This is a genomic window from Neolewinella lacunae, assembly GCF_014349155.1.
GTDB lineage: Bacteria > Bacteroidota > Bacteroidia > Chitinophagales > Saprospiraceae > Neolewinella > Neolewinella lacunae.
The window spans coordinates 1-12,874 of record NZ_JACSIT010000070.1 but is presented as its reverse complement, the minus strand read 5'-3'; the positions used below and the strand labels follow the sequence as shown (position 1 = coordinate 12,874).

Sequence of the window (12,874 nt, the reverse complement as noted above, 5' to 3'; positions counted from 1 at the left end):
TTGCGTTCCGTAATCGAAGCACATGAGTAAGTATATTTTCGTTACGGGCGGGGTGACCTCTTCCCTCGGCAAAGGAATTATTGCCGCATCCCTGGCTAAGCTGTTGCAGGCCCGCGGCTTATCCGTTACCATCCAAAAGTTTGACCCCTACCTCAACGTAGACCCCGGCACGCTCAACCCCATTGAGCACGGCGAATGTTACGTAACCGACGACGGGGCGGAGACGGACCTCGACCTGGGCCACTACGAGCGCTTCCTCAACACGCCCACCAGCCAGGCCAACAACGTAACCACCGGCCGGATCTACCAGACGGTGATCGAGATGGAGCGAGAGGGCGCCTTTCTGGGTAAGACCGTTCAGGTTGTTCCCCACGTGACCGACGAAATCAAGCGCCGCGTCCAGCTGCTCGGCCAAACCGGCGAGTACGACATCGTCATCACCGAACTCGGGGGCACGGTGGGCGACATTGAGTCCCTGCCCTACCTCGAAAGCCTGCGCCAACTGCGCTGGGAGCTGGGCCGCGACAACTGCGTAGCCATCCACCTCACCCTGATTCCCTACCTGGCCGCCGCCAAAGAGCTGAAGACGAAGCCCACCCAGCACAGCGTCAAGGAATTGCTCAGCGCCGGCATCCAGCCCGACATTCTGGTGGTGCGCACCGAGCACCCCATCGACGATTCCATCCGCCGCAAACTGGCGCTGTTTTGCAACGTCGAAAAGGCCTGCATCATCGAGGCCATCGATGCCTCGACGATCTACGACGTGCCCTTGCTCATGCTCAAAGAAGGGCTGGACGCGCAGGTCATCAGTAAGCTCCGCATCCAGGATCGCAAAGCGCCCGACCTGCGCCGCTGGAAGAACTTCCTCGGCCGCCTCAAGAATTCGACCGGCGAAGTCACCATCGGCCTCGTCGGCAAGTACATCGAGTTGCGCGACGCTTATAAGTCCATCTACGAAGCCTTCATCCACGCCGGTGCCGTCAATGAGTGCAAGGTCAAGGTAATCCCCGTCAACTCCGAGCAATTGGAAGGGCCCTACGCGGAGGTGGGTAAATTCCTGGACCAATTCGACGGCATCCTCGTCGCCCCCGGCTTCGGCGAGCGGGGCATTGAGGGCAAGATTGCCGCCATTCAGTACATCCGCGAGAACCAGATCCCTTTCTTCGGCATCTGCCTCGGGATGCAGTGCGCCGTGGTGGAGTTCAGCCGCAACGTGGCGGGCATCGCCGGTGCGGGCTCCTCGGAGGTCGACCCCAAAGTTGCCCACCCGGTCATCGACCTGATGAACGACCAGAAGAAGATCAAAACGAAGGGCGGCACCATGCGCCTGGGCGCCTACGCCTGCACCCTGGCCCAAGGCTCAAAAACCGCCGAAGCCTACGGTACCACCAAAATCAGCGAGCGCCACCGCCACCGCTACGAGTTCAACAACGCCTACCTGGATCAACTCAAGGAGGCCGGACTAAAAATCGTCGGCACCAACCCGGATACGGGCCTGGTGGAAGTCATTGAACTCGAAGACCACCCCTACTTCGTCGGCGTACAGTTTCACCCCGAACTCAAGAGCACGGTGGAAAACCCCCACCCGCTGTTCGTTTCCTTCGTTGCGGCCGCCTTGGTGCACCGGGAGAAGGAGTGAGGTTGGCCCCGCGATTTACACCTCCGAGGAACTTTTGCCTCGGAAGACTATCCCCCCGAAGGAATTTCCCTCACTGCGAACGGCAAAAGATGCCTCGGAGGAGAAATCGTTTAGGAGGATGGTTGGTTTGGTAATAGGAGTGCTAAACATCAATCCTTTTCCAAAACCTCCCCCTCGCCAGGATTTATCCATCTTCCCGGCGGATGCCAAAATGTTGAATGTTGAATTGTAAATTGTAAATTCCTAGCGCATCAACACAAAATCTCCCCGCAGCGCCCGCTCGCTGCCGTCGCTCAGCCGGACGGTAGCGGTAAAAACGTAAACCGCCGCTGGCGCGCGCGCTCCGTTGGTGATGCCATCCCAGCCATCCAGCCCCTCAAAAACGAGGTGTCCCCAGCGGTTGTAAATCCGGAAACTGAGCACTTCGGCCACCCGCGCGCCGAGTTCCAGGCGATAAGTGTCGTTGGTGCCGTCGCCGTTGGGGCTGAAGGCGGTGGGGGCGTAGATCGGCACCCGCTCGTCCACTTGCACGGAAACGAGTTGGCTCAGGCGGCAACCGCTGGCGGTGATGAGGTTGAGCAGGTAGTCGGTGCTCTGCGTCGGCGCGGCGAGGGTCGTTGCGCGGTTGGGGGTGCGCAGCCCCAAGGGCGGCGACCACCAGGCCGAATCCACTTCCACGGACACCTGCGGATCCAGCAGCAAACTATCCCCCAGGAAAATCAGCGTGTCTTCCGGCAAACTCAATTCCGGTAGTAGGGGACCGGGCACGAAGAAGTCGAGTTGCAAAGCGCAATCGTCCACGTCCTGGATCAGCAGACGGCCCAGCCCCTCGGGCGGGTTGAAGTCGCCCACCCGGTCGGCGGCGATGAAAAAGGAGCCATCCAGACTGACTTCGTAGAAGCCGCCACCGCCGTAGAGGGTATCGATGCGGATCTTGCCTGTGCCGCCGGGGCAGTCGGGGGGCAGGGCCGTGACGGCCGCCGTCAGTGCCTGCCGTTCGTTCAAGACCAGGGAGTCAATCACCTGGCAGCCGTCGGCGTCTTCCACCGTCACGGCGTAAGTGCCCGCCAGCAGGTTGCGGTTGATGGAGTCGCTGCGCCCGTTGCTCCAGCGGATGGCGTAGGGTTCGGTGCCGCCGGAAGGGTAAACGGCTACCTTGCCGAGGGTATCGAAGCAAAAGGCGGCGGGGTCGAGCAAGACTTCTGTGGTGAGGTCCAGGTCATTGATCGTCACGGTGGAGCTGCCCTGGAATTCGCCGGGGCACATCCCCACGTTGGCGGAAAGGATGCGGTAGGTGGTGGAGACGGTGGGGAAGAGCATTTCCCGGCTGCCGTTGCCGAGGCCGTTGAAATTGTAGACGTTGCCCTGGGTGTCCGCCAGGCGGGCGTCAATGCGGCCCGGCCCGTCGTAGGCAAAGCGCAGCAGGATGGAATCCCCCCGGCAGATGCGGTGGTTGCCCAGCAGGCGCAATTCGCCCACGCGCGTGAAAATGACATTGACGGCCACCAGCGAATCGCAGCCCGTGGAGGCTTGCCCCACCAGCCGCGCCAGGCCATTGCTGTTCTCGGCAGTAAAAAAGCGGTCGCCGTAAAATACCGTATCGCCCGCGCAGGCGCCCGTGGAGAAGCTCCCGACGAAGACCGGCGGGATGTCCAGCCGCACGTAAACGATGCTGTCGCAGGCCCCCGGCCGGGGGTACACCACGCGGCCTTCGGGGCGGCTCGCGTCAAAAGTATCCTGGGTGGCGGCAACGATGTACTGGGTGCCCGGGCAGATGAAAACCAGGCTTGTATCGGGCACTTCGGGGGCCTCAAAAGTGAGGTCTACCTCGTAACGCAGGCCGCAGAGACTGCCGTCGTCGACCATAAAAGTATCGGAAGGCATCGTGGCGTCAAAGAGTCGCCCCCCGATGTCCAGCGGGCTGGGGTCGCACGTAATGTCGAAGCGGCGGATGGTGTCGGGCCGGACGAATTTCAGCGCGGTCGCAGGTGCCATGACGGTGGTACGGCAACGCGCGTCGGCCAGCTCGGTAATGACCAGCAAAGCACTGTCGCCCGGAATCTGCGCCGCATCAATCCGCAAGCTCCCCTGGCTTCCGTTGAAGGTCTGCATCCCCGGCTGCGCGGGGCGGTCGGTAAATTGCAGCTCGTAGCTCAGGACAAAAGGCGGCGTCCCCCCGAAATCGAGGTCGATCTGGAAAGTGTCCGTCAGGCAAAGCTCCAAGGGCGTAGCCCCCACGTTGAGGAGGGCCGGCGCGTCATCCACCCGGCCGACGCGGAAGAAGGTATCCAGCTGGCAACCCGCCGCGTCGGTGATGCTCACGAAGTAGGCACCGGAATCGACAGGCATCACCACCGTCGCCGCCGGAAACGTCGGGTCCGCCCACGCCAGGCTAACGGCCCCGAGCGCACCCGTAACCGTTACGGCAATCTCCCCCGGGCCGGCGCAGTCTGCCGGCACCGTAATTGCCGTGGCCCCCAGCTGGCAAGGGGTAAAGCCTACGCTGAAGGTACAGGGCAAGGACGTACAGCCCGCCGCGTCCGTAATCCGGCCACTGTAATCGCCGCCCGGCAAATCGCTGATCAGCGTGGTGCCCGCCGGGAGGTTGGGGAAGACGAGGTTTTCTCCCAGGCGCGTCAGCGTAAGGACGTAGGGGCCACTACCGCCGGCCAGGTCAACCTCGACCGTGCCGCCCGTGGGGCCTATGGCGTCGGTCGCGGGTCCGCAAGCCAGGGTGGGGCTGCTGCCGGCCGGGACGTTCAGGACCAGGGTATCCAAACAGCCGAGGCCATCCCGGACTTCAATCTGGTAATCGCCCGCCGGAAGGTTGGTCTGGGACGGTCCGTCGGCCAGCACCCGGCCAAGGCTGCGCTCCGGGTAATCGATCCAACGGTAGGTGTAGGGCGCCGTTCCACCGCTGGCGGCGATGGTGAGGGAGCCGTCCGTTCCATCCGTACAGGTCGGGGCGGTGATCATTTGCCCGGCGGGGAGGAAAGTGATGGCCGGCGCGGGCAGGGAGGTGATGGTGTAGGGGGCCAGTGGGGTAGGGCAGCCCAGGGCGTCGGTCACGAAAACGGCGTAGTTGCGGCCCGTTGCGCTACCTTCCAGGTTGGTGAACTGCACGGTCTGGCCCGCTGTAACGTTCGGAAAATTGGCCAGTTCAGTGCCGCTGTCTTCGTCGCGCAGGCGGATGGTGTAGGGCGGGGTCCCGCCGCTCTGCACCGTGGCTTCGATGAGGCCGTCGGGGGTACAGGGATTGGACTGGCCGCTGGAGCTGTTCGTCCACACCACGGGGCCGGGGTTGGTGACCGTAATGGGGCCCTGGAAAATGGGTGGGCAGGCGCTCTGGTCGGACACCTGCACGAAGTAATCGCCGGGGGGCAGCGGACCGGCCTCCTGCTGCCCGTTGAACTGTTCGATGTTGTTGCCGCCGGACCAGACGGTGGCGATGGCCCCGCTGTTGCCCGCCAGGGAAAGACGGATGATTACGTTGTCTGCTCCGCTGCAATCGCTGGCCAGAAGCTGGACGTTGGTGACCGTGAGCGGACAGTTATCGAGGACGATGCTGCGGGTACAACTCGTTTCCTGGCCCTGGGCGTCGGTGACGGTGATGGTATAAGTGCCTACGGGCAGGTTGGGGAATACCTGCGTTCCCGCCGGCCGATTCGGGAAGGAGGAGGTGTTGTTGTTCTGGTCGGTAAGTTCCACCAGGAAGGGGGGGACTCCGCCGGAAAGCTCGATGCGGATGGCACCGAGGATGGTACTGCCGTTGCTGTTGTTGCGCACAAAGCACATCAGGTCGATGGGAAAAGCCACCCCGATGGTGAGGGAGCAGTCCGTGCTGGTGCAACCGTTGGCATCGGTAGCGACGAAGGTGTAGTCGCCAGGGGGAAGGCCGGCCACGTCGCCCATTGCCGTTGGGAATTGCACGGCACCTGCGGCCGCGCCCGAATACGTGACGGTATACGGTGGACGCCCCTGGGTGATGGTCAGCGTAGCCACGCCGTCGCTTTGGGCCGGACCACTGGCGGGTGCCCCCAGGCCACAACTTAAGGTCAGGGCAGGCCCGGCCAAAACCGTCGCACTGGCCGCGCTCGAACAGCCGTTCACGTCCCGCACGGTAGCCGTGTAATCGCCCGCCGGCAAGTCCGTCAGGGTCGCACTCGCCGGCAGGGTATCTCCCGCCCAGGCGAAGGAAAAGGGTCCGTTGCCGCTGGGATTGAGCGCCACGATGCCGTCCGTGTTTTCGGGGCAGGTGGTGGGGGTGGCCACGGGACTGAGCGCCGGCTGATCTACCAAGACGAGTTCCACCGGCACGATGGCCCCGGCGCAGCTTCCCTCGCCCGCCCGTGCGAAAAGGGTGCCCGCCGGGCCAGCATAATTGCCGGGGTCCGTAACGGGGCTGTTGCCGGCGGCGTCCGTATAATAGGTTACGGGCTGCCCGCCGCCAATTTCCGCGTCGAGCCTGCGCAGGTCAAAAAGGCCCATCCCCTCATCGGCGCAGCCCGGGAGGGGGGCGGCGGGTGCCGTGCTCTGGGCGGGCCCCGTCTGGTAGCGGATGATGAGGGGCCGCACGACAATGCAGAAATTGGTAGCGTAAATGATCCGGGCGTAGAGCGTATCAGTGGCCATGCCCGCAGGCTGGTACTGGGTGATGCGTCCCGTATTGGTCTCGGCGGCCGTTGCGGTAGGGAAGAAGGATACGGAGACGTCGCTCAGGGGATAGATGCTGGCCAGGTCGGTGGCGGGCACGGGAGCCAGCGCGCCGGCCGGATCGCAGATGTAGTAGGTCAGGTCGATGGCCGGGCAGGTTTCGGGGATGGTAGGCAGGTCGCAATCGAGGTTGCCCACCGCATTGGCCCCCACGAGGTAGTACGTACCGTCGGCGGGGTTGATCTCCTGGGTATTGTAGGTAAACGCCCGCACGCCGCAGGGGGAAGTGACCCCGATGGTGCGCAGCGGATTGCCGCCCGTTGAGCCGTTGGCGAAGGCCCCGGCCGTCCGCTCACAGCTGCTCTGCAGGATGTACACGGGCTGGCCGTTCGGGCAGATGTTGCTGAAGTCGACGTCGAGAATATCGGCCGAAATGGTCGTGCCCGTAACGAAAATCACGACGATGGCACCGGCTGGGATGACGTCATTGGGCCCCAGGGGAATGGCGCCCGGGCAGCCCGGCAATGCCGTAACGGTGGGGAACTTGAAGGGGCAGTCGCCAGGCTCGGCACTGATGTCGGCATTCGCCGCACCGAAACCGTTGAAGGGCAAGTCAACGCCCGCGTCGGCGACGTTGACGGGCACCAGACCGCTGGAAACCACCAGGATTTCCGATTCCACATTGAGCGGGCCACCCCCAGGATTGGGATGTTCGATGCAGGAATTGATGACGGCCAATTCCGGATTCAGGCACTGCCCGGCCAGCGGAAGGGTGCAAAGAAAGGGGAGAACGAAACGAACAAGCCCAGCCGCAAAACGGCCGATAAACGGGTAAACTTTCATCATCTGGGACTAGGTATGTGAGTGTGCTGTTCGGTCGTCCGCTCTCAGGAAAGAATTCAGAAAAGGCAATCTGACCGCCGACGCCCGGAGGCGGAGGGGCCGATGGCTGCGGGAAAAATTTTTGGGGCCAGGCCCGCTGACGGGTCCAGCCTTAAGTACGCCCGGGCCAGCGCGCTTAGTATTGGCAACGGCAAAAAAGCGGGAAAAAAGCTGCTTTTCTCCGGGGCGAAGGTACGCACCCCCGGCCCGGGAAGCCCAGCTTTTCTCTCGCCGCAAAAGTGGGGAGCGGGCGCGTCAGGTTCCAATAGCCGCCCGACTTTTTAATGCTGGCTTAACAACGGGCTGGTGGCCCGGGCAGCGGTAGGGAAACGGCGGAGAGCGGGGGGCGGCGGCTTAGCCGGAGGCAGCCTAATTTGCTGGGGATAAATTAGATGCGATCTAAACAGTGCCGATTCCGGCATCCGGCTTCAACCACTTGGTATATCCGCTTTTTAACTGTTAGTTTTGCCGCGTTTCGCTAAAATTACCTCGTATGAAGTCATGGTTTGTTCGGTTCATCACCTCTAGCATTGGAAAGAAGGTGGTGATGGCTTTGACGGGCCTCTTCCTGATCTCCTTTCTGGCCGTCCACCTGGCGGGCAATGTACAATTGATGTTTGGAGACGGTGGGCAGGCCTTTAATGAATACGCGTATTTCATGACCCACAACCCGGTGATCAAATTCACTAGTTACGGCCTGTATGCTTTCATCCTCCTCCACGCCATCCAGGGCCTGATCCTGTGGAACCAGAACCGTCTGGCGCGGGGCAGCCAGGGCTACGCCGTGAAGCGGGACCGCCTGGCCACGGCCCCCAAGAGCTCGCTCTACATGGGGTCTTTGGGTATGGTGATTCTCATCTTCATCATCATCCACATGGTGCAGTTCTGGGCCCAGATGAAGTTTACCGGTAATGTTGCGGAGGTTACTTACCCCGGCGCGGAGTACGCGGTGAAAGACCTCTATACGCTGGTGTACACCGCTTTCACTAACATCTGGTTTGTGATCTTCTACGTCATCAGCATGGTGTTCATCGCTTTCCACCTTTTTCACGGGTTTGAGTCGGCGTTCCAGACCCTGGGGCTCAACCACAAAAAATGGACGCCGCTCATCAAGTTCGTCGGCCGTGCCTACAGCATTTTGGTACCGCTGGGCTTTGCCATCATTCCCTTGTACGTGTATTTCTACCTGAACCAGTAATTCCCAACCGGCCTTAAAAACTCAAGATCATGGCACTCCAATCTAACGTCCCCGCTGGCGAACTTTCGGAAAAGTGGACCCAGTACCGTTCTTCCATGCCGCTGGTGGCTCCCAACAACAAGCGCCAGTTGGAGGTGATCGTAGTAGGCACCGGCCTGGCCGGTGGTGCTGCGGCAGCCACGCTGGGCGAACTGGGCTACAAGGTCAAGGTATTCACCTTCCACGATAGTCCGCGCCGCGCCCACTCCATTGCCGCCCAGGGTGGCATCAATGCGGCCAAGAACTACCAGAACGACGGCGACTCCGTCTACCGCCTTTTCTACGACACGATCAAGGGCGGCGACTACCGCAGCCGCGAAGCCAACGTGCATCGCCTGGCGGAAGTCAGTACCAACATCATCGACCAGGCCGTCGCCCAGGGCGTACCCTTCGCCCGCGAGTACGGCGGCCTCCTGGCCAACCGCTCTTTCGGTGGGGTGCAGGTCAGCCGCACCTTCTACGCCCGTGGCCAAACGGGGCAGCAGCTGTTACTTGGTGCTTACCAGTCGTTGAGCCGGCAGATCAGCCTGGGCAACGTCCAGCTCTTCAACCGCCACGAGATGGTCGACGTCGTCATCCAGGACGGCAAAGCCCGCGGCATCATCGCCCGCAACCTCCTCACGGGCAAGATTGAGCGCCACGCCGCCCATGCCGTGGTGCTCGGCACCGGGGGCTACGGCAACGTGTTCTACCTCTCCACCAACGCCATGAACTGCAACGTCTCCGCCGCCTGGAATGCGGTAAAACGCGGTGCCTACATGGCCAACCCCTGCTTCACGCAGATCCACCCCACCTGCATTCCCGTTTCCGGCGAATACCAGTCGAAACTCACCCTCATGTCGGAGTCGCTGCGCAACGACGGCCGGGTGTGGGCACCGAAGAGCAAAGAAGACGCCCGCCTGATCCGCGAAGGCAAAAAGACGGGCCGCGAACTGCGCGAAGAAGAGCGCGATTACTTCCTCGAACGCCGCTACCCCGCCTTCGGTAACCTCGTCCCCCGCGACGTAGCCAGCCGCGCCGCCAAAGTCGTTTGCGACGAAGGCCACGGCGTAAGCCCCACCGGCCTGGCCGTTTACCTCGACTTCGCCGACGCCATCCAGCGCTACGGCAAGAGCCGCGCCAGCACCCTCAACGAGCACAACGCCAGCGAAGCCCGCATCCGCGAACTCGGCACGGCAGTAGTCGCCGAGAAGTACGGCAACCTCTTTGAGATGTACGAGAAAATCACCGGCGAGAACCCCTACGTGATGCCGATGAAGATCTACCCCGCCGTGCACTATACCATGGGCGGCCTGTGGGTAGACTACAACCTGCAAACCAACATCCCCGGCCTTTTTGCCACCGGCGAAGCCAACTTCAGCGACCACGGCGCCAACCGTCTCGGGGCCTCCGCTCTGATGCAGGGGCTGGCCGACGGCTACTTCGTTTTGCCCTACACCATCGGCACCTTCCTGGCCAACGAGATCCGGACGCCGAAAATCGACCCCAACGGCAGCGCCTTCCTCGAAGCCGAAGCCCAGGTCAATGAGCGCATCAGCCGCCTGATGAGCATCCAGGGCAACCAGTCGGTCGAAAGCTTCCACCGCCGGCTCGGGCACTACGTCTGGGACTACTGCGGCATGTCCCGCAGCGCCGAAGGCCTCGCCAAAGGCCGCCAACTCATCCGCGAACTGCGCGACGAATTCTACCGCGACGTGTTCGTTCCCGGCCGCGCCGACGAGTACAACCCCGAACTGGAAAAAGCCATGCGCGTGGCCGACTTCCTCGAACTGGGCGAACTCATGATGGTGGACGCCAACAACCGCGAGGAATCCTGCGGCGGCCACTTCCGCGAAGAATACCAAACCGAAGACGGCGAGGCCCTGCGCCGCGACGACGAATTCGCCTACGTAGCCGCCTGGGAATGGAACGATACCGAACCCATCCTGCACAAAGAAGAACTCGTCTTCGAAAACGTCGAACTCAAAACCCGTTCCTACAAATAAATCAGTCGCCAGCTCCCCTTCCGGGTTTCCGCCGGCCTTGGCAGCGCTTTTTGGGCGCGGCCGCAGGTGCCGGGAAAGTCTTTGAAAGCCAGGAGCGGAGCACCAAAATCATCGTAACCATGGGATCCGAAAACATGAAGCTTACCCTCAAGATCTGGCGGCAGAACAATACGAACGCTAAAGGCCGGTTTGAGACTTATACCCTCGACACTGTGAACGAGCACATGTCTTTCCTGGAGATGCTGGACGTGCTCAACGAGCAAATCATCAGCAGCAAGGGAGAGCCCGTCGCTTTTGAACACGACTGCCGCGAGGGCATCTGTGGCACCTGCAGCCTGATGATCAATGGCTACCCCCACGGTCCGCAGCAGGGTACGACCACCTGCCAGCTGCACATGCGCCACTTCAAGAGCGGCGATACCATCACCATCGAGCCCTGGCGCTCGGCGGCCTTCCCGGTAGTGAAAGACCTCGTCGTGAACCGCGATGCCTTCGACCGCATCATCCAGGCCGGTGGCTACGTTTCGGTGAACACCGGTCAGGCCCAGGACGGCAACGCCATTGCCGTGGAGAAGGAAATTGCCAACACGGCCATGGATGCGGCCACCTGCATCGGCTGCGGTGCTTGCGTGGCGGCTTGCCCCAATGCTTCGGCGATGCTTTTCACCGCCGCCAAGGTCAGTCACCTCGCCCTCCTGCCCCAGGGGGAAGTGGAGTCTCCCCAGCGCGCCCAGCGGATGATCGAGCAGCACGACGCCGAAGGCTTCGGCCGCTGCACCAACATCACGGCCTGCGAAGCGGAGTGCCCCAAGGAAATTTCCGTGGAACACATCGCCCGCCTCAACCGCGAGTATTTGGCGGCCAGCATTGGGGCGGTGCGGTAGGCACCAATAGTGGTGTTGGGTTAGGTTGCATCGTACGGAGTGACGCTTTATAACGGGTGTGGAGGGTCCGTTATAAAGGGTAGGCTTACCGGATTTGCCCTCTCCCTCGGTCCCTCTCCATGGGAGCTACTCTCCCTACACAAGTTTTGGGGCAAAAATCATTAGAAATTAGGGTGATATTTGACTGTAGATCAATTTAAACCCTTCGAGTCGTTGCTTGAAAATCTTTAGCCCGCTAAGCAATGTGATCACGCCTGGGGGTCTCACGTTGATGTTTCTTGGTGTCCAGCCTCCTAGTCGGGCGATAATCCATACAGCCCAAGCAATACTATTGGTAGGGTTCTGGTTGGCCTGGCTAGCCGTACGTCCTTCCAGTTTAGGGAGCAATGCTTTTAGCAAGAGGAGTTCTACATTATCAAAGACGAGCCTGGCACTATCTGAAACGGTTAGTGTTCGACCTTGTCGCAACGCCAGCACCTTGATTGCCTCCCCGTAAACCAAGTAGATTAGTCGTTTGAGTGCCATTCCACTACTAAATTGACTTTTCTCCAGCTCGAACCCCTGACTTTTAGTGAGGCGAAAGAAGTCCTCTATCCACCAACGCTTGACGTACCACTCGACAGCTTGAAGTGCCTGCACCAAGTTTGTTACCTCATGAGTAGTGTACAGATACCAGTGGAGAGGTTCTTCCCCTTCGGCCCTTTCCCCCGCTTCTATCTCTTTGACTTCTATGGCCTGTATGGAAATTGTAGCTGGATGATCTTTTTTCAGCCGATGTAAACTAGAAGGACAAACAACTTCTACAGTTGACCACCTGATGGTCATCTGGGCGGTGCGGTCGCACCGTTTTTTATTGCCCTTGATTTCCAACTCGTACTCCCCTTGCCAGGGCTGGTCGTCCAGATAGGCATGAAGCAACTGTCCATTGGCTAATTTACGGTTTTGTGCACTTCTGATCAACAACTTAACCCGGCTATCAAAGGGGTGGGCGAAGAGCTCATACATATCGGCTTCCCGGTCAGCAATGGCTGTAAAGTTTTTCACCTTTGGCATCTTGGCCACACTATCCTCTATTGACTTGATCCAACGGTAAGAATGCTTTTCGGTGATGGGCTGCTTGGTATAACCCCTGTTTGCTTTCAGTTCCCGATCCTCTGGCAACTGGTAGATTGCTAAGTCGGTAATCCCAAACGGAATCCCCGTTGCCTCATCGAAGCCCAAGGTCGGATGCACGAACAGACCCAGCGAACGGTTATCCCCCAGAACGCCAATATCGGCATCATCCGCCGAAAACCGCCCTCGGTGTGCCTCGAAGTTGTACTGCGTGGTGTCTTGAACCAACACGACATGATCCAAGTCTTGCAAGTGACAAGGTGCTGAGAGTAACTCTCCCAAGTCTTCCAGCGTGACATTTTCATTGTTCATAAACCGTTCTGTGGCTACTTGCTCGGCCTTGTTCGAGCCGAAGCGGTTTACAACGCATGTCAGGCTCAGACGGATCAGCGAGCTGATCTTGTCAAATCTTTTTTTAAACGAATCTCCATGAGGTAAATATGCGATGTTTTAACGAATAAACTTGTGTAGGGAGAGTAGC

At 60.5% G+C, this 12,874-nt stretch carries 6 protein-coding genes; 4 read left to right on the top strand and 2 right to left on the bottom strand.

Annotation, left to right across the window (positions count from 1 at the left end; genetic code table 11):
* Positions 1-22: 22 nt before the first annotated feature.
* Positions 23-1,639 carry a CTP synthase gene (locus tag H9S92_RS05805; protein ID WP_187465774.1) on the top strand — a complete coding sequence of 539 codons (1,617 nt, stop codon included), beginning with the start codon at positions 23-25 and terminating at the stop codon, positions 1,637-1,639.
* 243 nt (positions 1,640-1,882) lie between these two features.
* Here the strand turns inward: H9S92_RS05805 and H9S92_RS05800 are convergent, their stop codons facing one another.
* On the bottom strand, positions 1,883-7,138 hold the full coding sequence (locus H9S92_RS05800) for a T9SS type B sorting domain-containing protein (RefSeq protein ID WP_187465773.1): 5,256 nt from the start codon (positions 7,136-7,138) through the stop codon (positions 1,883-1,885).
* A gap of 529 nt (positions 7,139-7,667) precedes the next feature.
* Here H9S92_RS05800 and H9S92_RS05795 point away from each other — a divergent pair.
* From H9S92_RS05795 to H9S92_RS05785, 3 genes are all read left to right on the top strand, one after another.
* A complete protein-coding gene (locus tag H9S92_RS05795) occupies positions 7,668-8,372 on the top strand; it encodes a succinate dehydrogenase cytochrome b subunit (protein ID WP_187465772.1) in 705 nt (234 codons plus the stop codon).
* 29 nt (positions 8,373-8,401) lie between these two features.
* Complete coding sequence (locus tag H9S92_RS05790) at positions 8,402-10,396, top strand: fumarate reductase/succinate dehydrogenase flavoprotein subunit (protein ID WP_187465771.1); 1,995 nt, start codon at positions 8,402-8,404, stop codon at positions 10,394-10,396.
* A 119-nt stretch (positions 10,397-10,515) separates the two neighbouring features.
* Positions 10,516-11,280, top strand: coding sequence for a succinate dehydrogenase/fumarate reductase iron-sulfur subunit (locus tag H9S92_RS05785; protein WP_187465770.1), 765 nt, complete (start codon positions 10,516-10,518; stop codon positions 11,278-11,280).
* Between the two features lie 168 nt (positions 11,281-11,448).
* On the opposite strand, the gene H9S92_RS05780 is transcribed toward H9S92_RS05785, so the two are convergent.
* Positions 11,449-12,705: an IS4 family transposase gene (locus H9S92_RS05780; RefSeq protein ID WP_187465081.1), complete on the bottom strand. Its 1,257-nt coding sequence runs from the start codon at positions 12,703-12,705 to the stop codon at positions 11,449-11,451.
* Between the last annotated feature and the right edge of the window lie 169 nt (positions 12,706-12,874).